Here is a 21,177-nt window from a genome sequence, read left to right as displayed (position 1 = left end):
AAGAGGCTCAAAGGGATCAACGGTGCTCAACGGACCGGGGTTCCGTCCTCCCGCAACTGCATCTGCGGCCGCCCCGTCACCAGCAGCCAGGCCGGCAGCGAGGCGATGCAGAGCAGGGCGAGGACGGCGGGTGAGGAGACCAGGACGGCGGCGACGAACAGACTCACCCAGCCCTGCCGGGTGATGGCGAGGAGCACACCGAGTACGCCCGCCGCCACACCCACCGCGGGGTGCACCGCCGGCACGAGCGCGTGGGCGGTGAGACCGAGGGCGGCACCGACGAAGACGGCCGGGAAGATCCGCCCGCCCCGGAAGCCGCAGGACGCGGCCACCACCAGCGCCGCCAGTTTCACCACCGTCATCGTGGCGAACTCTCCCGCCGACCAGCCCTCGGGATCGCGCGCCAGCTCCCCGATCTCGTCCATCCCCTTGAAGAGCGTCAGATGACCGCCGAGCCGCCAGCAGGCCCAGCACCAGCCCGCCGGCCGGCAGCGCCACCAGGGGGTGCCGCAGCCGCGCGAACGCGCCGTGGGCGTACGGAAGGGCGCGCACGGCGCACATACCGAGCAGCGCGCCCACGGAGGCGAGCACGAGCGCCGCCGACAGGTCGCCCCAGCCCGGCCGCCCGAACGCGGGCAGGCGCAGGTCGAAGGCCGGCCGCGCCACCAGGGTGGTCGTCATCGCCCCGGCCGCGGCGGCGACGAGGGGCGCGAACACGTTGTCCCACAGCGGCCCCTCGGTCCGCCGCCCCGCCAGCGCCTCGGAGATCAGCAGCGCCGCCGCCACCGGTGTCCCGAACAGCGCGCCGATCGTCGCCGCCTCCGCGAGCGCCGGCCACACCCCGCCCGGCATCCGCGGCAGCAGCCGCCGGCCCAGCCAGTAGGCGAGCCCGACGTTCACGGCGATGACCGGGTTCTCCGGACCGAGGCTCGGCCCGCCCGCCAGCATCAGCATCGTCGCCAGCAACAGGCCCGGCAGGACGACGGGCGGCAGCACGGGCGCGTCCAGCCCGGTGGTCGCCGGGTCGGGCCCCGCGTGCCCCGGCGCCTTCCACACCACCAGCCCGACCAGCACCCCGGTCGCGGTCAGCACGACCAGCATCCACAACACCGAGTAACGGCCCACGCCCAGCGCGTCCGGCAGGCTCCGCCACAGCACGTCCCGCAGCCGCTCGGCCGCGGCGCTCACCAGCAGGAGCAGCAGACTCGCCGCCACCCCGACGACCAGAGCGGGCAGGATCGACGCCGACAGGGCGCGCGCCGGGGTCGCCGGAGCGGGGAGCGCCTGCCGCGGGGTGTCCTGGGCCACGGGCTCACGATAAGCGGACAAAGGGTGCAAATCTGACGCAACATCCGGAGAGAAGCGGGAGAGAAGCCGGCGGGCAGCCGGAGGGAAACCGGCGGGAAGCCGGAGAGAGCCCGAAGCGGGACCGGAGAAGAGCCGGAGAGGAAACCGGCGAGAGAACCGGGCTTGCACCTCACGTCACGTGAGGACCCACTGTGGAGCGCGTACCGAGAAGGGAGCGGACGAAGTGAGCTACTCCGTCGGACAGGTGGCCGGCTTCGCCGGAGTCACGGTGCGCACCCTGCACCACTACGACGACATCGGCCTGCTCGTCCCGAGCGAGCGCAGCCACGCGGGTCACCGGCGCTACGGCGACGCCGACCTCGACCGGCTGCAACAGATCCTGTTCTACCGGGAGCTCGGCTTCCCGCTCGACGAGGTCGCGACCCTGCTCGACGACCCGGACGTCGACCCGCGCGCGCACCTGCGCCGCCAGCACGAACTGCTGACCGCCCGGATCGAGAAGCTGCGGAAGATGGCCGCGGCCGTGGAGCACGCCATGGAGGCACGCGAGATGGGCATCAACCTGACCCCCGAGGAACGCTTCGAGGTCTTCGGCGACAAGGACCCCGAGCAGTACGCCGAGGAGGCGGAACGGCGCTGGGGCGGCACCGAGGCCTACGCCGAGTCGCAGCGCCGGGCCGCCGGCTACACCAAGGACGACTGGAAGCGCATGCAGGCCGAGGTGGCCGCCTGGAGCGAGCGCTACGACGCCGTCATGGCCGCCGGTGAACCGCCCACCGCGGAGGCGGCCATGGACCTGGCCGAGGAGCACCGGCAGCACATCTGCGGGTGGTTCTACGAGTGCCCGTACGAGGTGCACCAGGGGCTCGGCGAGATGTACGTCGCCGACGAGCGCTTCAAGGCGTTCTACGACTCCATGCGCCCGGGCCTCGCCGAGCACCTGAAGGAGGCGATCGCCGCCAACGCGGCCCGGCACACCGCGTCGTGAGGTCGCGGCCCGGGGTCACTCCCGGGCCAGGACCACCGCCGTCCCGTACGCGCACACCTCGGTCCCCACGTCCGCGGCCTCCGTCACGTCGAAGCGGAACGCCAGTACGGCGTTGGCCCCACGCGCGCGTGCCTGCTCGACCAGACGCTCCATGGCCTGGTTGCGGGTCTGGACGAGGGTCTTGGTGAGGCCCCTGAGCTCACCGCCGATCATCGACTTCAGACCCGCCCCGATCTGGCTGCCGAGGTGCCGCGAGCGCACGGTCAGCCCGAAGACCTCACCGATGACCTGCTCGACCCGGTGTCCGGGTACGTCGTTCGTGGTGACGACCAGTACGTCCGGCTGAGGGCCCTGCCCGCCGCCGTATTCCTCGATGCCCATGCCCACAGGTTTGCCCAATCGGGGGCACAGTGCATCCTGGGGAGCCCCATGGAACCTGGGGAGAGTCGGCTGCGTTGATACGTTTGGGCAGCCAGTCCCAGCCCGTACCCCACAGCAGGAGCCACATCCCCGTGACCACGCTTGCGCTAGGCCCCGAGTGGCTCAGCCCGGACTACCTGATCGAGACCTTCAGCCTCCCCGGCATCCTGCTGATCGTCTTCGCCGAGTCCGGCCTCTTCGCCTTCCTCCCCGGCGACTCCCTGCTGTTCACGGCGGGCCTCTTCGTGGCCGAGGGGCAGTACATCAGCCAGCCCCTGTGGCTGGTCTGCACGCTCATCGTGATCGCCGCCGTCGTCGGCGACCAAGTGGGCTACATGATCGGCAAGTTCCTCGGTCCCCGGCTCTTCAACCGGCCCAACTCCAAGCTCTTCAAACAGGAGAACCTGGAGAAGGCCCACGAGTTCATGGAGAAGTACGGCCCCAAGGCGATCGTCCTGGCCCGCTTCGTGCCCATCGTGCGCACTTTCGCGCCCATCGTCGCGGGCGCCGGCAGCATGAAGTACCGCACGTTCCTGTCGTACAACATCATCGGCGGCATCGCCTGGGGCTCGGGCGTCACCCTCGCGGGCTACTGGCTCGGCCAGATCGAGCTCATCAAGACGAACGTCGAGGCGATCCTCGTCCTCATCGTGATCCTCTCCGTCGTCCCGATCATCATCGAGTACGTGCGCGAGCGGGGTAAGAAGAAGCGCGCGGCGGCGGAACAGCCCTCGGGCCCCGCCCAGTCCCAGGCCCACGCGCCGGTCATGGACGACGCCACGACCCAGCTCCGCCGCATCGACGAGCACGAGCCGTACGGCAACCAGCCGCAGCAGCAGAGCTACGACCGGTCCCAGGGCTATGACCAGGGCCAGTACTACGGCGAGCAGTACCCCCAGCAGCAGGCCTACCCCCAGCAGCCGTACCCGCAGCAGCAGGACTGGCAGCCCCAGCAGCAGCCGTACGGCGGCCAGCAGCACCAGAACGGCCAGTACCCGCACAACCAGGGTTACTGAAACGCCCCGAGGGCCAACGCCCAAGGGGCGCGGGGCCGCATCGCCATGCGGCCCCGCCGCGCGGGTGAGACACACAACACGGCACCCGCAGCCGCCCATCGGCACGGGCCACCGGCTCGGACGGCGCCGCCGCTCAGAATCCCCGCGTCCGCTTGGCCGCCCGCCTCTTCTCGGCGGAGCCGATCCGCAGGAACAACCGGGAGATCTCCGAGCCCAGGTTGACCCCGATGGCGATGGCCATGGCCAGCGCCGCGGCCTTCGTCAAGGACACCAACCCGGCGTCGACCTCGTTCTGCGCGATCGCCAACAGCCCGAAATAGGTCGCCGACCCGGGCAGCAGGGGCCCGATCGCCGCCGTCGTGTAGGGCAGCGCCGACGCGAACCGGTAGCGCGACAGCAACTGCCCGAACAGCCCCACCACCCCCGCCGCGACGGCTGTGGAGGCGACCGGCGAGATGCCGGCGGCGTCGTGCATGGCCCCGTACACCGACCAGGCGACACCGCCGTTCAGCGTCACGGCCAGCACGGTGGATCGTTCCTGCTGGAGCAGCACCGCGAAGGTCAGCGACAGCAGCATCGAGGCGCCGATCTGCCACAGCGGCCGCGGGGTGGCGCCGAGGGCGGCGTCGGGGTTGAGATGGGCGCCGAGCTGCACACCGAGGTACAGCATCACCAGCACACCGACGACGATGCCCACGAAGAAGTACGTGACCTCCAGCAGGCGCGCCGCCGCGGTGATGTAGAAGCCGGTCAGACCGTCCTGGACGCCCGCCACGAGCGCCCGTCCGGGCAGCAGCGCGAACAGTCCGCCGGTGATGACCGCGGAGGCCTTCACGTCGACGTGCGTCAGCGTCAGCGCGACCCCTATCGCGGCCGGCGGCATCGCGGCCACCAGGAACTGGTAGAACTCCGGCAGCCCGCGCCCCGCGCACAGCCAGGCGAGCCGGTCGCCGAGCATCGCGCCGAGCGCGGCGGCCACGAACACGATGACGTCACCGCCGACGAGCACCGAGGCCGCGCCCGCCAGCAGCCCGCTCGCCGAGGTCAGCACCCAGGTGGGGTAGGGGTGCCGGTTGCGGCGGATCTCCGCGAGCCGCCGGTAGGCCTCCTCCAGGGAGATGTTCGTCTCCGGGTCGCTGAGGTCGTCCACCAGCTGGAAGACGGCCGCCAGCCGCGTGTAGTCGGTGCCCCGGCGCCGCACGGTCCGTGACGCCGTCACCGGGTCGTCCACCAGGGACGGCTGGTAGGAGATCGACAGCAGGGTGAAGGTGACGTTCGGCTCGCAGCGGTCGAGCCCGTACGAGCGGCAGACCGCGAACATCGCGGCCTCGACGTCCTCGGCGCCCTCCCCGCCCGCCAGCAGCAGCTCGCCGATACGCAGTGTCAGGTCGAGCACGCGCGGGACGGCCGGACCGCCCTCCTCCGCCTTGGGCACCCGCTCCGGCGCGGGCCGCTCGGCCACCGGCATGCGCAGCATCGTGCGCATCCGGTCCTGCCAGGGCACGTCCTTGGTCAGGCTGACCACCGGTATGCCCTCGGGGGGCGTGAACGCGACCGGGGCGTGCCGGGCGCTGTACGTACTCGGCGGAGTGAACGCCGACCCCTCGGGCTCCCCCGAGGCCGGCTGCGGGGCGTCCAGCCCCTCCGGAACGGCGAACTCCGACGTGGTCTCGGGATCACCCCCCACCCGGGGCACGGCCAGCCCCCGCGGGATCGCGAACTCGGAGGTGATCTCGGGATCGAACGTGCTCCTCGCCTCGTCCGACTGCGGCTTGCGGTCCTCCGCCTCCGTCACTGAGCAACGCTCCCTGAACGACACATTCCGTAGGCCTCAGTATGCGCAGACGTCCTCCACGGACATGCGAAAGGGGCCGCACACGCACGCGTGCGGCCCCTCGGTCACAGGAGGTCAGTGACCGCCCTGCTCCTTGAAGCGCTTGTACGACCGCTCGATCTCGATCTCGGCGTCGGTGCGGCCGACCCAGTTGGCGCCCTCGACGGACTTGCCGGGCTCCAGGTCCTTGTAGACCTCGAAGAAGTGCTGGATCTCCAGGCGGTCGAACTCCGACACGTGGTGGATGTCACGCAGGTGCTCCACGCGCGGGTCGGTCGCCGGGACACACAGCAGCTTGTCGTCGCCGCCGGCCTCGTCCGTCATGCGGAACATGCCGATCGCGCGGCAGCGGATGAGGCAGCCCGGGAAGGTCGGCTCGTCCAGGATGACCAGCGCGTCCAGCGGGTCGCCGTCCTCGCCGAGGGTGTTCTCGACGAAGCCGTAGTCGGTCGGGTAGGCGGTCGAGGTGAAGAGTCGACGGTCCAGGCGGATCCGACCGGTCTCGTGGTCCACCTCGTACTTGTTCCGCGAACCCTTCGGGATCTCGATCGTGACGTCGAACTCCACCGGTGGCTCCTCCATGATCAGCACATAGTTCTGGTGGTTAAGTGTCCCTCACGCAGGTGTGTGATCGCGAAAGGGGCTGGTGGTCGTGCCAGAGCTGAGGCCTTGGCGGGCCGCGAGACCGCATGTGGTGCGGGCCGCGGACGCCGTACGACCGCGTCTGGCACGGGCCGCAGGGATCGTACGACCCCGTCTCGCACGCGCCGCGGCGGCCGCGAAGCCGCGGGTCGCACGGCTCACGCAGGCGGCGAAACCGCAGCTCGCGCGGATCACGAGGTCGAAGGCCGACCGGGCCTGGCCGTACACCGCGGGTGCGGCGACCGCCGGACTGGCGCTGGCCGTCGGCGTGGTGACCGCCGCCGGCCCCTGGGACTCCACCGGTCAGCGTACGGCCGAGCGCCAGCGGGCCGCCGCACTGGAGCGGGCGGGTGGCAGAGATCACGGCCGTACGACCGAAGCGTCCGGTACGTCCGGTGCGGCGGCCGACGCTCCGCGGCCCGCCCCCAGCGCCGCCTCCGTCCTCACCGGCCTCGGCGGCGCCACGACCACCGTGAAGTCCGCCCCCGCGACCACCGCCCTCGCCCGCGTCCTGGACCCCCTTCTCGCCGACCCGGCCCTCGGCGCCCGCCGTACGGCCGCGGTCGTCGACGTGGCCACCGGCAGGCGCCTGTACGGCGCCGCGGCCGACGAGGCGCTCACCCCGGCCTCCACCACCAAGATCGCCACCGCGGTCGCCGCGCTCGCCACGATGGGCGCCGACCACCGCCTCACCACCCGCGTCGCCTTCGAACCCGGCACGAAGGAAGTCGTGCTGGTCGGCGGCGGCGACCCCACCCTCACCGCCCGCGCGGACGCCGAGGGCTTCGCCGGCCTCCGCACCCTCGCCGCCGCCACCGCCACCGCCCTGAAGAAACGGGGCATCACCCGGGCGACGCTCTCCTACGACACGACCCTGTACGCCGGTTCCGAAGTTCACCCCATCGGGGCCAACCCCAACCTCGCCCGCGTCACCGCCCTCACCGCCGACGAGGGCCGCACCGACGACTCGACGAGCGGCCCGGTGACCCGCGTACCGGACCCGGCGGCCGACGCGACGCGGAAGTTCGCGGACTTCCTGCGGGCGCACGGCGTCACGACCACGGCCCCCGGCCCGTCGAAGGCGACCGCGAGGGCGGAAACCCTCGCCACGGTCTCCTCCCCGCCCCTGTCCACCCTGGTCGAGCGCATGCTGACCAACAGCGACAACGACATCGCCGAGGCGCTCGCCCGCCAGACGGCCGTCGCGACCGGCGTGCGCGCCGACTTCGCCGGCGCCGGCAAGGCGATCCACACCCAGTTGTCGCGCCTCGGGCTGCCCATGACCGGCGTCGAGTTCAGGGACGGCAGCGGTCTCGACCGCGGGGACCGTCTGACGGCGAACCTCCTGACGGCCCTCCTCGCCAAGGCCGGCGACCCGGCCCACCCCGACCTCCGCCCGGCCCTCACCGGCCTGCCCGTCGCCGGCTTCACCGGCACCCTCAGCACCCGCTACACCGACGGCGCGGCCGGCGTCGTCCGCGCCAAGACCGGCACCCTGACCGGCGTCAACACCCTGGCCGGCACCGTCGTCGACCAGGACGGCCGCCTCCTCGCCTTCGCCCTCCTCACCTCCCACACCACGGACCCCACCGCGGCCCAGTCGGCACTGGACCGGGCGGCCACGGCGTTGGCGGGATGCGGGTGCCGGTGAGACCGGGCCCGTAAGGGGGCGGGCACTCCTTGGGCCGCTCATCGCCGGTGGGGCGTGCCGGCCTGCGCGACCACGCCTTCGTCCCCACCTGTGGTCCAACGCGACGGCACCCCCGACCGCTCGACCCTCTCGGCGGACGCACCGCTGCCGGCCGGTGCAGTCGGGCCGTCCCTCCGCGGGTGTCGCGGTGGTGGCCCCGACCACTCCGGCCGTCCCTCCGCGGGTGTCGCGGTGGTGGCCCCGACCACTCCGGCCGTCCCTTCGCGGGCGGCACCCGTCGCATGCGGCCGGTGGTGCCGACCGGGTCGTCGGCGGCCGGTGGTGCCGGCCGGGTCGTCGGCGGTGGCCACCGGCCCAGCGGTCACCGGCCACCAAGCCGGCCCAACCCCCACCCCGACGGCCCCCGCAACACCGCTCACCCGCCCAACCTCCCCGCCCCCAACCCGGACGCGCCCCCCACCAACCTCCCGCGACCTGCCCCCAGCGGCAGCGCTCACGTACGGTTGACACATGACGAGCATCGGTGGTGCCTCTTCCGGGATGGTCGACTGGAATCTCGCGGTCGCGACCGCGACCCGGCTCGTACGGCCGGGTCCCGAGGTGAGCCGCGACGAGGCACGCGCCGTCGTCGCGGAACTACGTCGGCACGCCAAGGCCTCGGAGGGACACGTCCGGGGCTTCACTCGTATGGGCACCGAGGAGATCCACGACACGCCCGTCCTCGTCGTCGACCGCCCCGGCTGGGTCCGGGCGAACGTCGCCGGCTTCCGCGAGATCCTCAAGCCCCTCCTCGACAAGATGCAGGAGCGCCGCGGCAACGGCCCGGGCGGCACGGTCCTCGGAGCCGTCGGCGGCAAGGTCACCGGCGTGGAGCTCGGCATGCTGCTGTCGTTCCTGGCCTCCCGCGTCCTCGGCCAGTACGAGACCTTCGCCCCGCCCACCCGCGACCTGCCCGCCGGCGGCAACGGCGGCGGCCGCCTCCTCCTCGTGGCGCCGAACATCGTCCACGTGGAGCGCGAACTCGACGTCGACCCGCACGACTTCCGCCTCTGGGTGTGCCTGCACGAGGAGACGCACCGCACCCAGTTCTCCTCGGTGCCCTGGCTGCGCGACCACCTCGAGGGTGAAATCCAGTCGTTCCTGGCCGAGACCGACGTCGACCCCATGACCTTCCTGGAACGCGTCCGGGAAGCCGCCCAGTCCCTCGCCGGCGGCCGCCCCGAGGGCGAGGAGGACGACGGCGGCCGCTCCCTGGTCGAACTCGTGCAGAGCCCCGCCCAACGCGAGATCCTCGCCCGCCTCACCGCCGTGATGTCCCTCCTGGAGGGCCACGCCGACTTCGTCATGGACGGAGTGGGTCCAGACGTCGTACCGACCGTCTCCGAGATCCGCGAGAAGTTCCAGCAGCGCCGCGCCAAGGGCGCCTCCCGGCTGGACATGGCCCTGCGCAAGCTGCTGGGTCTGGACGCCAAACTCCGGCAGTACAAGGAGGGCGAACGCTTCGTGCGGGCGGTCGTCGACCAGGTCGGCATGGACGGCTTCAACCGCGTGTGGACCTCCCCCAACACCCTCCCGACCAAGGCCGAGATCGCCAAACCGGCGGACTGGGTCGCACGGGTGCACCGCAAGGCCGAGTCGTGAGCGCCCACGGCCCGGCGTGATCCCCTCGTGATCCGTCGTGAATCCCGGTGAGCCGGATTCCGGCAGACGGCAGGCACACGCCCCCGCAATCACCCGTCCGAGGGACCGTGAGCCCCGTGCAGGCGTGCAATGCTCGGGGAACGGCCCGGTTCTGTCACCATCTACACACTCTGCGTGACCGAGCTCGGGATCACCCCCCGAAAACTTCATGAAGGGAACCGGACATGGGTCCCCATCCTGCGGTCGCGGCGATACGCCTGGCGGTCCGCCGCGTCCTCCACGACCTCCTCATCGAACACGCCGGCACGGAACACACCGGCACCCCCGACGCCTCCCCGGGCGTCCCCCCGCACGAGCGCCCCGCCCCGCCGCTCGTGCTCGTGGCGTGCTCCGGCGGCGCCGACTCCATGGCGCTCGCCTCCGCCCTCGCCTTCGAAGCCCCCAGACTCGGCATCCGCGCCGGCGGCATCACCGTCGACCACGGTCTGCAGCCCGGCTCCGACCTGCGCGCCGAGGAAGTCGTCCTGCGCCTGCGCGAACTCGGCCTCGACCCGGTCGAGTCCATTGCCGTGACCGTCGGCCGCCAAGGCGGCCCCGAGGCCGCCGCCCGCGACGCCCGCTACGCCGCCCTCGACACCGCCGCCGAACGCCACGGCGCCGCCGCCGTCCTGCTCGGCCACACCCGCGACGACCAGGCCGAAACCGTCCTCCTCGGCCTCGCCCGCGGCTCGGGCATCCGCTCCCTGTCCGGAATGGCCGCGGTCTCGGGGGCCGGCGGCCGTTACCGCCGCCCCTTCCTCGGACTCGACCGGCAGACCGCCCGCAAGGCCTGCATGGTCCAGTCCCTGCCGGTCTGGGACGACCCGCACAACGCCGACCCCGCCTACACCCGCTCCCGGCTGCGCCACGAAGGCCTGCCCGCTCTGGAGAAGGCCCTCGGCAAGGGCGTCGTCGAGGCCCTCGCCCGGACCGCCCAGCTCTCCCGTGACGACGCCGACGCCCTCGACGCCTGGGCCCGCCAGGCCGAGGCCGCCGTACGGGACTCCGCGGGCCTGCTGGAGTGCGCCAAGCTCTACGCCCTCCCGCCCGCCGTGCGCCGCCGCATCCTGCGGAGAGCCGCCATCGAGGCGGGCGCCCCGGCCGGTTCGCTGTTCGCCCGGCACATCGAGGAGGTCGACCGGCTGATCACCGGCTGGCGCGGCCAGGGGGCCATCAATCTCCCCGGCAAAGTCGTCGCCCAGCGGCAGGGTGGCAGACTGGTGATTCGGCAAGGCTGAATCCCGACCCCTCCGAGCAGATCGGGGAGGGGCCGGCCAGCCGGTGGGACGACCGAAAGTGATGCGGGTGGACGCGAAAGACATGGGTGCCGACCTCAAGCAGGTACTCATCACCAAGGAAGAGATCGACGCGAAGCTGGTGGAGCTGGCTGCGAAGATCGACGCGGAGTACGCGGGCAAGGACCTGCTGATCGTCGGCGTCCTCAAGGGCGCGGTGATGGTCATGGCGGACCTCGCCCGGGCGCTGTCCACCCCCGTCACCATGGACTGGATGGCCGTGTCGTCGTACGGCGCGGGCACCCAGTCCTCCGGTGTCGTGCGGATCCTCAAGGACCTCGACACCGACATCAAGGGCAAGCACGTCCTCATCGTCGAGGACATCATCGACTCCGGCCTGACCCTGTCCTGGCTGCTCTCGAACCTCGGCTCCCGCGAGCCCGCCTCGCTCAAGGTGTGCACGCTGCTGCGCAAGCCCGAGGCCGCCAAGGTCGCCATCGACGTCGAATGGGTCGGTTTCGACATTCCCAACGAGTTCGTCGTGGGCTATGGCCTCGACTATGCCGAGAAGTACCGCAACCTCCCGTTCGTCGGTACGCTCGCGCCCCACGTCTACGGCGGCTGAGCCACAAGGAGTCCCTTGTAGGACGATCGGGAACCCCAGCGGGTTTCACACCGTTGAAGCATGCAGACGGGTTCCTCAGCCGTCCCGTGCGGCTTTGGGTGCCAATGCTGGGGTACCGTCAGAAGAACTGTCTTATCAAACTCACTATGGCAGGAGGGACGGGGCGACACCGCTCCGTATGGATGGACGTGAAGCGATACTTCCGTGGGCCGGTCATGTGGATCGTGCTGGCCGTCCTTGCCGTGGTCGTGTTGATGCAGGTCGTCGGCTCGTCCGGCGGCTACAAGACGGTGGACACCGGCCAGGTCGTGGCAGCGATCAACGACAACAAGGTCGAGTCGGCCAAGCTCACCACCGGTGACGAGCAGACCATCAAGGTCACGCTCAAGGACGGCGAAAAGGTCGAGGGCAGCTCGAAGGTCCAGGCCAGCTACATCGGCGACCAGGGCGTGACCATCGCCAACACGCTGCAGACCAAGTACCAGGACAAGCAGATCACGGACGGCTACACCGTGTCGCCGTCCAAGCAGAACCCCATCGTGGGCATCCTGCTCTCCCTGCTCCCCTTCGTCCTCATCGTGGTCGTCTTCCTGTTCCTGATGAACCAGATGCAGGGCGGCGGCTCCCGGGTCATGAACTTCGGGAAGTCCAAGGCGAAGCTCATCACCAAGGACACCCCGAAGACGACGTTCGCGGACGTCGCCGGCTCGGACGAGGCCGTCGAGGAGCTCCACGAGATCAAGGAGTTCCTGCAGGAACCTGCGAAGTTCCAGGCCGTCGGCGCCAAGATCCCCAAGGGCGTTCTGCTCTACGGGCCTCCCGGCACCGGCAAGACCCTGCTCGCGCGCGCCGTCGCCGGCGAGGCGGGCGTCCCCTTCTACTCGATCTCCGGTTCCGACTTCGTCGAGATGTTCGTCGGTGTCGGTGCCTCCCGAGTCCGTGACCTCTTCGAGCAGGCCAAGGCGAACGCCCCGGCGATCGTCTTCGTCGACGAGATCGACGCGGTCGGCCGCCACCGCGGCGCCGGCCTCGGCGGTGGTCACGACGAGCGCGAGCAGACGCTGAACCAGCTGCTCGTCGAGATGGACGGCTTCGACGTCAAGGGCGGTGTGATCCTCATCGCCGCCACGAACCGGCCCGACATCCTCGACCCGGCGCTGCTGCGTCCCGGCCGCTTCGACCGCCAGATCGCGGTCGACCGCCCCGACATGCAGGGCCGTCTGGAGATCCTCAAGGTTCACCAGAAGGGCAAGCCGGTCGCGCCCGACGTCGACCTCGCGGCGGTCGCCCGCCGCACGCCGGGCTTCACCGGCGCGGACCTGTCGAACGTGCTGAACGAGGCGGCGCTGCTCACGGCCCGCTCCGACAGGAAGCTGATCGACAACCACATGCTGGACGAGGCCATCGACCGCGTCGTGGCGGGCCCGCAGAAGCGGACCCGGATCATGTCGGACAAGGAGAAGAAGATCACCGCGTACCACGAGGGCGGCCACGCCCTGGTCGCGGCGGCTTCCCCCAACTCCGACCCGGTCCACAAGATCACGATCCTGTCCCGGGGCCGCGCCCTCGGCTACACGATGGTGCTCCCGGACGAGGACAAGTACTCGACCACGCGCAACGAGATGCTCGACCAGCTCGCCTACATGCTGGGCGGCCGCGCGGCCGAGGAACTGGTCTTCCACGACCCGACGACCGGCGCCGCGAACGACATCGAGAAGGCCACCGCCACGGCCCGCGCGATGGTCACGCAGTACGGCATGACCGAGCGTCTCGGCGCCATCAAGTTCGGCGGCGACAACACCGAGCCGTTCCTCGGACGTGAGATGGCCCACCAGCGCGACTACTCGGAAGAGGTCGCCGCGCTGGTCGACGAAGAGGTCAAGAAGCTCATCGAGAACGCGCACAACGAGGCCTGGGAGATCCTGGTCGAGAACCGCGACGTCCTCGACAACCTGGTGCTCCAGCTGCTGGAGAAGGAGACCCTCGGCAAGGAGGAGATCGCCGAGATCTTCGCCCCGATCGTCAAGCGCCCGCCCCGGCCCGCCTGGACCGGTTCCTCGCGGCGCACGCCGTCCACCCGACCGCCGGTGCTCTCTCCGAAGGAGCTCGCACTGACCAACGGTGCCAACGGCGCGTCTCCGGCGATCACCACCGCCAAGTCCACCGCGGTGGACCCGGCCCCGGTGGCCGAGCCGGCCCCCGAGGAGCGTCCGGAGAGCTGACGCTCCGGGCCCCTGGTGGCCCATCAGGCCCGGAATGGAATGCCGCGCCCCCCTGGTTTTAGCCTGGGGGGCGCGGCATTTTGGTCATGCCGCACGCACCACGCGTGATCCACACGCGACCCGCTCAGGAACGAGGCACCAGAATGACCGACCCCGTGACGCTCGACGGCGAGGGCTCCATCGGCGATTTCGACGAGAAGCGGGCCGAGAACGCCATACGCGAACTGCTGATCGCGGTCGGCGAGGACCCGGACCGTGAGGGGCTCAGGGAGACCCCGGCGCGGGTGGCGCGGGCGTACAAGGAGATCTTCGCGGGATTGTGGCAGCAGCCGGAAGACGTGCTGACGACGACGTTCGACCTGGGGCACGACGAGATGGTGCTCGTCAAGGACATCGAGGTGTACTCGACCTGTGAGCACCACCTGGTGCCGTTCCGGGGTGTCGCGCACGTGGGGTACATCCCGTCCACCAGCGGGAAGATCACGGGCCTGTCCAAGCTGGCCCGTCTCGTGGACGTCTACGCCCGCCGTCCGCAGGTGCAGGAACGACTCACCACGCAGATAGCGGACTCCCTGATGGAGATCCTCGAGCCGCGCGGCGTCATCGTCGTCGTGGAGTGCGAGCACATGTGCATGTCCATGCGGGGCATCCGCAAGCCCGGCGCGAAGACCATCACGTCGGCGGTGCGCGGGCAGCTGCGGGACATGGCGACGCGCAACGAGGCGATGAGCCTGATCATGGCGCGCTGACGCGGCGGGAAGCCCAGCAGCCCCGCGGCGGGGACGTCCGGCGGCTGGTACCGGGGTCGTCCGGCGGCCGGCGTCTGTGCCTCGGCCGGTTCACGCCTTACGCCGCCGAAGCCGCCCCCGTGCTGTCGTCGTCGTCCTCCGGGAGTCTGCAGACCCGCTCCAGGAAGAGTGCCGCCGCTATGACGGCGACGCCGGCCAGGACCGAGAAGCCGGCGTAGACGGCCTGGTCGCGGCGGGCGGGGATGTCGAGGGACTCCAGAAGGAAGACGCCCGTGCCGCCGTACATGCCGGCGACGAGGGCGGCGACCAGGGCGCTGGACTGGCCGAAGACGACCGCGCGGGCCGCCATCAGGGGATCGACGCCCTTGGCCTCGGGTCGGCGTTCGCGCTGGGCCTTGAGGCGGGCGCGCAGCGAGAGGGCCGTGGCCAGCAGGATCGCGGCGATCGCGGCGAGGACGATGGGGGCGGCCAGCGGGACGCTGGGGAGGGTACCGATCGAGTTCCAGAGGCGGGCGCCCGCCCAGGACAGGACACCGGCGACGACGAAGACGCCGACCAGCATCCTGATGCGCAGCTCTCTCACGGTGTCCCTTCGGTTCCCCCGATCCCGCGGGCGGTGTCCGCGGGACTCTGGTCCTGTCGACCTTAACGACTACTCGGGCAGCCGGAGTTCCAGGTCCGTGCGGGGTGCCACACCGTCGCGTGTGACGGTCTCGAGGAGGCCGGCGACCGTCCCGTGACCGGGCAGCTGGGCGGCGGGCTCCACGTCGTGCCACGGCGCGAGGACGAAGGCGCGTTCGTGTGCGCGCGGATGGGGGAGCGTGAGGTGCGGGTCGTCGGAGACGACGTCGGCGTACGCGACGATGTCGACGTCGAGGGTGCGCGCGCCCCAGCGCTCGTCACGGACCCGGTGGAAGGCCTCCTCGACCGCGTGTGCCCGCTCCAGGAGCGAGGACGGGGGCAGGGTCGTCTTGAGGATCACGACCGCGTTGAAGTACGAGGGCTGGCTGCCCGGCTCGACACCCCACGGCTCCGTCTCGTACACGGGGGAGACGGCCTTGACGCGCAGGCCCGGGGTGTCCTCCAGGGCGTCGATGGCGCCCTGGAGGGTCTCCAGCCGGTTGCCCAGGTTGGAGCCGATGGAGATGACGGCCCGCTGCGGGTTGTGGAGGGTGGTGTCGGCGGCGTCGACCTTCTCGACGACGGAGGCGGGTACCGGCTGTACGGTCGGGTCGCTGTGACCCTCGGTGAAGGACGCGGTCATACTCGGCTCCGGGTGATGGTGACGGTCACGTCGTCGAAGGGGACCGTGATCGGCGCGTCCGGTTTGTGGACGCAGACCTCGACCTGCTGGACCACTTCGTGCTTCAGACAGACCTGGGCGATGCGCTCGGCGAGCGTCTCGACGAGGTCGACGGGCTCGCCCTCGACGACGGCCACGACCTCCTCCGCCACGATGCCGTAGTGCACGGTCTTCGCCAGGTCGTCGTCGGCCGCGGCCGGACGGGTGTCCAGGCCGAGGACGAGGTCCACGATGAAGGTCTGGCCCTCCTCGCGCTCCTTGGGGAACACGCCGTGGTACCCGCGGGCCTTCAGGCCGCGCAGCGCGACACGATCCACGCGAATCACTCCTGCAATCGTCGGTGACGGCCGGTCCGTACCGTGTGCGGGCGGCACACCGGCCTCGAACGAATCTACCTGCGAGCACCGACAGGACCGGGTCATGGGGGGCGTCGGCCCGGTCGGCGTCAGCAGGTTTCACCGTACGTTTCCCCTGGGGAACCCGGCGGCTCACGGACCGGTAGCCGCGCCTACCCACGGTGGGTGATTCCAACCACTTCCTCGTCCCCGTGGGTCCCCGCGGGCGCGGCGGCGCGGTTCACCCACCGTGTCGCGCACCCGCTCAGGAGGGGCTCTCCTCGTCCTCCTCCTCGTCGTTCTCGGCCAGGACCGGGGAGGCGTGGTGCGACCACAGTTTCCAGCCGTCGGGTGTGCGGCGGAACACGTTCGTGGCCACCACCAGCTGGCCCACGAGCGGACCCAGCTCCTCGCCGGCCTCCGGGGCGGGGCCGCCGCTGAGGATGTTCTCGGTGCAGGTCACCAGGGCGGTGTCACCGGTGACGGACACATGCGTATCGGTGAGGAAGAACTGGATGTAGTCGGTGTTCGCCATGATCAGCGCGTACGACCTCAGCACCTCGCCACGGCCGGTGAGCACGGGCCAGCCCGGGTGCACGCAGGAGATCACGCCCACGTCCGCCGGATCGTGGTACTCCTCGTCGACGCCCAGGTCGGCCGGGGTGAGCCAGAGTGAGGACACCGTTTCGAAGTCGCCCTGTTCCAGCGCCTCGTAGAAGGCGGTGTTGGCGGCCTCGACCTGCTCGACGTCGGTGTGGGGGGCGCTCACCGGGTTCCTTCTGCGCCATCGGGGGTGTGCGGGGTCTGGAGGGCGTGCGCCGACCCGGGAGCGGGGGCGTGCGGGGCCTGGGCGCCGGGCGCGCCTGCCGGGGAGTGCGCCTCGTACTCGGTCGCGGTGAGGGGTGCCTCCGCTGACATGCGCGCCCCTTCCACGGCGCGCGCGACCCGCACCGCGTCGGCCGTCGCGCGCACCTCGTGCACGCGCACCGCCCACGCTCCGGCGTACGCCGCGAGTGCGGAGACCGCGGCCGTGGCGGCGTCGCGCTCCCGGGCGGGCGGCGGTGCGCCCTCCGGCCCCGCCAGCACGCGGCCGAGGAACCGCTTGCGGGAGGCGGCGACCAGCAGGGGGTGCCCCAGGGCGTGCAGCCGGTCGAGGTGGGCGAGCAGGGAGAGGTCGTGGTCGGCCCCCTTGGAGAAGCCGAGGCCGGGGTCGACGACGATGCGCTCGGGGGCGATACCGCCGGCCAGGACGGCGTCCACGCGCGCGTGGAGTTCGTCGACGACCTCGCGGACGACGTCGTCGTAGACGCCCTTGACGTTGCCGCCTTCCAGGAAGCCGCGCCAGTGCATGACGACGAAGGGCGCGCCGGCGTCGGCGACGACCGGGACCATCTCGGGGTCGGCGAGGCCGCCGCTGACGTCGTTGACCAGGGCGGCGCCGGCCGCGAGGGCCTGGGCGGCGACGGAGGCGCGCATGGTGTCGACGGAGACGACGACGCCCTCGGAGGCGAGGCCGCGGACGACGGGGATGACGCGGCGGAGTTCCTCGGCCTCGTCGACGCGGGTCGCGCCGGGGCGGGTGGACTCACCGCCGACGTCGACGAGGTCCGCGCCCTCGGCGACCAGTTGCAGGCCGTGCTTGACGGCGGCCGTCGTGTCGAACCAGCGGCCGCCGTCGGAGAAGGAGTCGGGGGTGACGTTGACGACTCCCATGACCGCGCTGCGGTCCCATTCCGGAAGGCCGGCGACGCGCCCGCGTCCGCTCTGCTTGCTCATACGTTCAGCGTAGGCCCCGGAGGGGACCACGATCGTGCGGCCCGGGCGGAAGCCCCGGGGCTGGGGGGCGAGGCTTCCACCCGGGCCGGTCTTCCCGGCGAGGGCCCCAGTGCGTCGCGGCCGGCTCGCGTCTTCCGGATCGGCCCGACTCGGGGCTGCGGCGCCGGGATGATCCGGAAGACACGGCTCAGGCCGCCCGCATGTCCCGCTCCGCCAACTGGTGCGTGCACGCGCGTGCGGGGGAGGAACGGCGGCGCAGGAAGCGCGGCAGGGGGAGGGCGAGGTTGACGAAGCCCTCGGCCTGCATGGCGGCGAAGCCTATGCGGGGCAGGTCGCCGGAGGCCCGGTAGACGACGAAGCGGGGCTCCCAGCGGGGCTGGAACTTGGCGTTGAACTTGTACAGCGACTCGATCTGGAACCAGCGTGAGAGGAACACCAGCAGTCCGCGCCAGGCGCGCAGCACCGGCCCCGCGCCGATCTTCTCGCCGCGCGCCAGCGCCGAGCGGAACATGGCGAAGTTCAGCGACACGCGCGTGATGCCGAACTTCGGGGCGGCCTGGAGCGCGGCGACGATCAGCAGTTCGTTCATGCCCGGGTCGGCCGAGCGGTCACGGCGCATCAGGTCGAGGGAGACGCCGTCCGTGCCCCAGGGCACGAAGTGCAGGATCGCCTTCAGGTCGCCGTAGGGCCCGGGTTCGGCGTCCGCCTTGTGGGCGGTGGCGATGAGGCAGTCGGCGTCGGCGGGGTCGCCCACCCGGCCGAGGGCCATCGAGAAGCCGCGTTCGGTGTCGGTGCCCCGCCAGTCCTCGGCGGCGCGCCGGACGCGCTCCAGTTCGGCCTCGCCGAGGTCACGGACACGTCGTACCCGGGTCTCGTAACCGGCGCGCTCGATGCGCTTGACCATCTGACGCACGTTGCGCATCGCGCGGCCGGCGAGCGAGAAATCCGCGACGTCCACCACCGCCTCGTCGCCCAGTTCGAGGGCGTCGAGGCCGGTCTCCCGGGTCCACACCTCGCCGCCCGTCTCCGAGCAGCCCATGACCGCGGGGGTCCAGGAGTGCGCCTTGGCCTCGTCCATGAACCGCTCGATGGCGCCGGGCCAGGCCTCGACGTCGCCTATGGGGTCGCCGCTGGCGAGCATCACGCCGGAGACGACGCGATAGGTCACCGCCGCCTTGCCGCTGGGGGAGAACACGACGGCCTTGTCGCGACGCAGGGCGAAGTGGCCGAGGGAGTCGCGGCCCCCGTGCTTCTCCAGCAGGGCCCGCAGCCGGGCCTCGTCGTCCTCGGTGAGGCGGGCGGCCGGGTGTTCGGGGCGGAAGGCGAGGTAGATGGTGGTGACGGCGGTGAGCAGGCCGAGGGCGCCGAGGGAGAAGGCGACCGTCCAGGAGGTGTTGCCCTGGTAGTCGACCGGCCCCTCGAAGCCGAAGAGGCCGTACAGGACGTGGGTGATGCGGTCGGCCAGGCTGGGATCGCCGATCAGGCGGCCGGGGTGGGCGCTGACGATGACCAGGCCCAGCAGGAGCGACCCCGCGCCCATGAGGACGAAGTTGGCGAGCGCCCGCCAGCGGCTGCGCGGGTCGGGCAGGGCCCTGAACTGGTCGCGGTGGACCAGCAGGGGTATCAGGAGCGCGACGGAGATGAGCGCGCCGACGACCGAGTGCCGGTAGGTGAACTGCGCGACGGCGCCCGCCGGGAGCAGGGCGACCGCCGCCCGCCACGCGCGCCGCTTGCCGCGCTTGAGACCGTGCGCGAGGAGCAGCAGCAGGACGCCCGCGCTGAGCGAGAGCGCGGCCGCGAACGGGCCGAGCGCGCCGGGCAGCACCTCGGCGAGGGTGTGCATACGGCTGTGCCGGAACCGCGGGAAGACTCCTGCGGCGACGTCCAGCAGACCCACCAGGGCGCAGGCTCTGCCGACGAGGGCGGGGACGGACTCGGGGCGCGGGCCCCGGATCAGCTTGCGCACCCGGCTTGATCGGCTCGGAACCCCGCCCGACATTTCCCCATCTTCCCTGACAGACATCGCATCCCGTAGTTCCGCGAGAGACCTTGAACCCGGTGCCGATTGGGGCATCCGGCGACATTGCGCCCTCTAGGACGGTGTCTCGGGGAGGGAGGTTCACTCGTCTCCTCAAAGCTGTTGAAAAGGCCAGGGAAAGTCCGGGACAAGCCCTCGCGGAGGAGCGAGGGAGCGCGGGAGCCCGGACGGGAAGCGCAGGCAGGAACACCACATGGGTCTTACGAGCAACACAGCGCTGCTGCTGGCAGTCCTGTCCGCCGTACTGCTGTTCGTCGGCACGGTGTGGCAGTGGCCGCGCCTCGCGGGGCGCGGCTGGCGTGCCGTCAGCGGGCGCGTGGGCCTGCTGTTCGCCACCCAGCTGGCCCTCTTCGCGGCGGTCGGGCTCGCCGCCAACCAGGCGTTCGGGTTCTACGCCAGCTGGGCGGACCTGTTCGGCCAGGAGGACGACCAGGGCGTCGTCGTCGACCACGCGGGGGGCGGCCCGGCCGGCCCGCTCCAGGTGGTCGACACCCGGCGGGTGACGGGCGGGGGCAGTGGCCGGCCGCGGTTCGGCGGGCAGATACAGCAGGTCGCGATCACCGGCCGTACGACGCGCATCGCCACGCCCGCGTACGTCTACCTGCCGCCGGAGTACTTCGATCCGGGCCAGCGCACGCGTAGGTTCCCGGCGGCCGTGGTCCTCACCGGCTATCCCGGTACGGCGCAGGCGCTCGTGGACAAGCTGAAATACCCGCACACCGCGCGCGAGCTCGCCGCGGACGGCCGTATGCAGCCGATGATCCTGGTGATGCTGCGGCCGACGGTGGCGCCGCCGCGCGACACGGAGTGCGTGGACGTCCCGGGCGGGCCGCAGACCGAGTCGTTCTTCGCCAAGGACCTGCCCGACGCCGTCGCCGCCCAGTACCGGGTGAGCGAAAAGCCCGGCAGCTGGGGCATCATCGGCAACTCCACGGGCGGTTACTGCGCGCTGAAGCTGGCCATGCACCACCCCGAGGTCTACGCGGCGGGCGCCGGCCTGTCCGCGTACTACAAGGCGCCGACCGACCCGACCACCGGCGACCTCTTCCACGACGACGACACGCTGCGCAACGAGGCGGACCTGCGCTGGTTCGTGAAGCACCGGCCCGCGCCGGACACCTCGCTGCTCGTCACCAGCAGCAAGGTCGGAGAATCCAACTACAAGGCCACGCTGAAGTTCATTGACCAGGTGAAGGCGACGAGCAGGACAAGGATCTCGTCGATCATCCTCGAAAGCGGCGGGCACAACTTCAACACGTGGCGGCGTGAGATCCCGCCGACGCTGGAGTGGATCAGCGGGCGGCTGAGCGGCCGGTGACGTCGGGCGACGGCCACGCCGACCATAAACGATCTTG

The 21,177-nt window shown here is 71.5% G+C and carries 18 protein-coding genes and 1 pseudogene; 9 read left to right on the top strand and 10 right to left on the bottom strand.

What is annotated here, in order from left to right; all coding sequences use genetic code 11:
• Nucleotides 1–26: 26 nt before the first annotated feature.
• Nucleotides 27–1,308, bottom strand: a pseudogene (locus ACF1A1_RS34755) (ion channel protein).
• 223 nt (nt 1,309–1,531) lie between these two features.
• Between ACF1A1_RS34755 and ACF1A1_RS34750 the strand changes: the two are divergent.
• Complete coding sequence (locus ACF1A1_RS34750; protein WP_392005443.1) at nt 1,532–2,296, top strand: MerR family transcriptional regulator; 765 nt, start codon at nt 1,532–1,534, stop codon at nt 2,294–2,296.
• A 15-nt stretch (nt 2,297–2,311) separates the two neighbouring features.
• Here the strand turns inward: ACF1A1_RS34750 and ACF1A1_RS34745 are convergent, their stop codons facing one another.
• Entirely contained in the window at nt 2,312–2,677 is a 366-nt protein-coding gene (locus ACF1A1_RS34745) for a YbjQ family protein (RefSeq protein WP_392005441.1), read from the bottom strand.
• Nucleotides 2,678–2,808: 131 nt separating this feature from the next.
• Here ACF1A1_RS34745 and ACF1A1_RS34740 point away from each other — a divergent pair, with 131 nt between their 5' ends.
• The gene (locus tag ACF1A1_RS34740; protein WP_392005440.1) at nt 2,809–3,732 is read left to right on the top strand and encodes a DedA family protein; all 924 of its coding nucleotides are present in this window, start codon (nt 2,809–2,811) and stop codon (nt 3,730–3,732) included.
• Nucleotides 3,733–3,865: 133 nt separating this feature from the next.
• On the opposite strand, the gene ACF1A1_RS34735 is transcribed toward ACF1A1_RS34740, so the two are convergent.
• Together ACF1A1_RS34735 and ACF1A1_RS34730 are read right to left on the bottom strand one after the other, a co-directional pair.
• The gene (locus ACF1A1_RS34735) at nt 3,866–5,527 is read right to left on the bottom strand and encodes a threonine/serine exporter ThrE family protein (RefSeq protein WP_392005438.1); all 1,662 of its coding nucleotides are present in this window, start codon (nt 5,525–5,527) and stop codon (nt 3,866–3,868) included.
• A gap of 114 nt (nt 5,528–5,641) precedes the next feature.
• On the bottom strand, nt 5,642–6,133 hold the full coding sequence (locus ACF1A1_RS34730) for an inorganic diphosphatase (protein ID WP_121791090.1): 492 nt from the start codon (nt 6,131–6,133) through the stop codon (nt 5,642–5,644).
• Nucleotides 6,134–6,212: 79 nt separating this feature from the next.
• Between ACF1A1_RS34730 and dacB the strand changes: the two genes are divergently transcribed.
• The 6 genes from dacB (at nt 6,213) to folE (ending at nt 14,370) form a co-directional block, all read left to right on the top strand.
• The gene (dacB, locus tag ACF1A1_RS34725) at nt 6,213–7,859 is read left to right on the top strand and encodes a D-alanyl-D-alanine carboxypeptidase/D-alanyl-D-alanine-endopeptidase (protein ID WP_392005436.1); all 1,647 of its coding nucleotides are present in this window, start codon (nt 6,213–6,215) and stop codon (nt 7,857–7,859) included.
• A 510-nt stretch (nt 7,860–8,369) separates the two neighbouring features.
• A complete protein-coding gene (locus ACF1A1_RS34720; protein WP_392005434.1) occupies nt 8,370–9,500 on the top strand; it encodes a zinc-dependent metalloprotease in 1,131 nt (376 codons plus the stop codon).
• A gap of 224 nt (nt 9,501–9,724) precedes the next feature.
• Nucleotides 9,725–10,777, top strand: a complete 1,053-nt coding sequence (tilS, locus tag ACF1A1_RS34715) for a tRNA lysidine(34) synthetase TilS (protein WP_392005432.1) — start codon at nt 9,725–9,727, stop codon at nt 10,775–10,777.
• A 61-nt stretch (nt 10,778–10,838) separates the two neighbouring features.
• Nucleotides 10,839–11,399, top strand: coding sequence for a hypoxanthine phosphoribosyltransferase (hpt, locus tag ACF1A1_RS34710; RefSeq protein WP_392005580.1), 561 nt, complete (start codon nt 10,839–10,841; stop codon nt 11,397–11,399).
• 182 nt (nt 11,400–11,581) lie between these two features.
• Nucleotides 11,582–13,621, top strand: coding sequence for an ATP-dependent zinc metalloprotease FtsH (gene ftsH, locus ACF1A1_RS34705; protein ID WP_392005430.1), 2,040 nt, complete (start codon nt 11,582–11,584; stop codon nt 13,619–13,621).
• Between the two features lie 143 nt (nt 13,622–13,764).
• Nucleotides 13,765–14,370 (top strand): GTP cyclohydrolase I FolE, encoded by a 606-nt coding sequence (gene folE, locus ACF1A1_RS34700; protein WP_392005428.1) that lies wholly within the window; start codon nt 13,765–13,767, stop codon nt 14,368–14,370.
• 97 nt (nt 14,371–14,467) lie between these two features.
• On the opposite strand, the gene ACF1A1_RS34695 is transcribed toward folE, so the two are convergent.
• The 6 genes from ACF1A1_RS34695 to ACF1A1_RS34670 form a co-directional block, all read right to left on the bottom strand.
• On the bottom strand, nt 14,468–14,953 hold the full coding sequence (locus ACF1A1_RS34695; protein ID WP_392005426.1) for a DUF3180 domain-containing protein: 486 nt from the start codon (nt 14,951–14,953) through the stop codon (nt 14,468–14,470).
• Nucleotides 14,954–15,022: 69 nt separating this feature from the next.
• Nucleotides 15,023–15,634: a 2-amino-4-hydroxy-6-hydroxymethyldihydropteridine diphosphokinase gene (gene folK, locus ACF1A1_RS34690; RefSeq protein WP_392005425.1), complete on the bottom strand. Its 612-nt coding sequence runs from the start codon at nt 15,632–15,634 to the stop codon at nt 15,023–15,025.
• Entirely contained in the window at nt 15,631–15,990 is a 360-nt protein-coding gene (folB, locus tag ACF1A1_RS34685) for a dihydroneopterin aldolase (RefSeq protein WP_392005423.1), read from the bottom strand. The genes folK and folB overlap by 4 nt, the downstream gene beginning before the upstream one ends.
• Nucleotides 15,991–16,273: 283 nt before the next feature.
• Nucleotides 16,274–16,777, bottom strand: a complete 504-nt coding sequence (locus ACF1A1_RS34680; RefSeq protein WP_392005422.1) for a nuclear transport factor 2 family protein — start codon at nt 16,775–16,777, stop codon at nt 16,274–16,276.
• Nucleotides 16,774–17,784: a dihydropteroate synthase gene (gene folP / locus ACF1A1_RS34675; RefSeq protein ID WP_392005420.1), complete on the bottom strand. Its 1,011-nt coding sequence runs from the start codon at nt 17,782–17,784 to the stop codon at nt 16,774–16,776. The genes ACF1A1_RS34680 and folP overlap by 4 nt, the downstream gene beginning before the upstream one ends.
• Before the next feature lie 187 nt (nt 17,785–17,971).
• Complete coding sequence (locus tag ACF1A1_RS34670; protein ID WP_392005418.1) at nt 17,972–19,783, bottom strand: phosphatidylglycerol lysyltransferase domain-containing protein; 1,812 nt, start codon at nt 19,781–19,783, stop codon at nt 17,972–17,974.
• 232 nt (nt 19,784–20,015) lie between these two features.
• Between ACF1A1_RS34670 and ACF1A1_RS34665 the strand changes: the two genes are divergently transcribed.
• Nucleotides 20,016–21,140, top strand: a complete 1,125-nt coding sequence (locus tag ACF1A1_RS34665; RefSeq protein WP_392005416.1) for an alpha/beta hydrolase — start codon at nt 20,016–20,018, stop codon at nt 21,138–21,140.
• Nucleotides 21,141–21,177: the final 37 nt, after the last annotated feature.

It is taken from the genome of Streptomyces sp. NPDC014995, from assembly GCF_043080745.1.
GTDB lineage: Bacteria > Actinomycetota > Actinomycetes > Streptomycetales > Streptomycetaceae > Streptomyces.
This window is presented reverse-complemented; position numbering and strand designations above follow the sequence as displayed.

Coding starts and splice junctions, on each gene's coding strand:
- ACF1A1_RS34720 (WP_392005434.1), top strand. CDS start 8,370: ATGACGAGCATCGGTGGTGCCTCTTCCGGGATGGTCGACTGGAATCTC.
- folE (WP_392005428.1), top strand. CDS start 13,765: ATGACCGACCCCGTGACGCTCGACGGCGAGGGCTCCATCGGCGATTTC.
- ACF1A1_RS34665 (WP_392005416.1), top strand. CDS start 20,016: ATGGGTCTTACGAGCAACACAGCGCTGCTGCTGGCAGTCCTGTCCGCC.
- ACF1A1_RS34745 (WP_392005441.1), bottom strand. CDS start 2,677: ATGGGCATCGAGGAATACGGCGGCGGGCAGGGCCCTCAGCCGGACGTA.
- folK (WP_392005425.1), bottom strand. CDS start 15,634: ATGACCGCGTCCTTCACCGAGGGTCACAGCGACCCGACCGTACAGCCG.
- tilS (WP_392005432.1), top strand. CDS start 9,725: ATGGGTCCCCATCCTGCGGTCGCGGCGATACGCCTGGCGGTCCGCCGC.
- ftsH (WP_392005430.1), top strand. CDS start 11,582: ATGGACGTGAAGCGATACTTCCGTGGGCCGGTCATGTGGATCGTGCTG.
- hpt (WP_392005580.1), top strand. CDS start 10,839: ATGCGGGTGGACGCGAAAGACATGGGTGCCGACCTCAAGCAGGTACTC.
- folP (WP_392005420.1), bottom strand. CDS start 17,784: ATGAGCAAGCAGAGCGGACGCGGGCGCGTCGCCGGCCTTCCGGAATGG.
- ACF1A1_RS34670 (WP_392005418.1), bottom strand. CDS start 19,783: ATGTCGGGCGGGGTTCCGAGCCGATCAAGCCGGGTGCGCAAGCTGATC.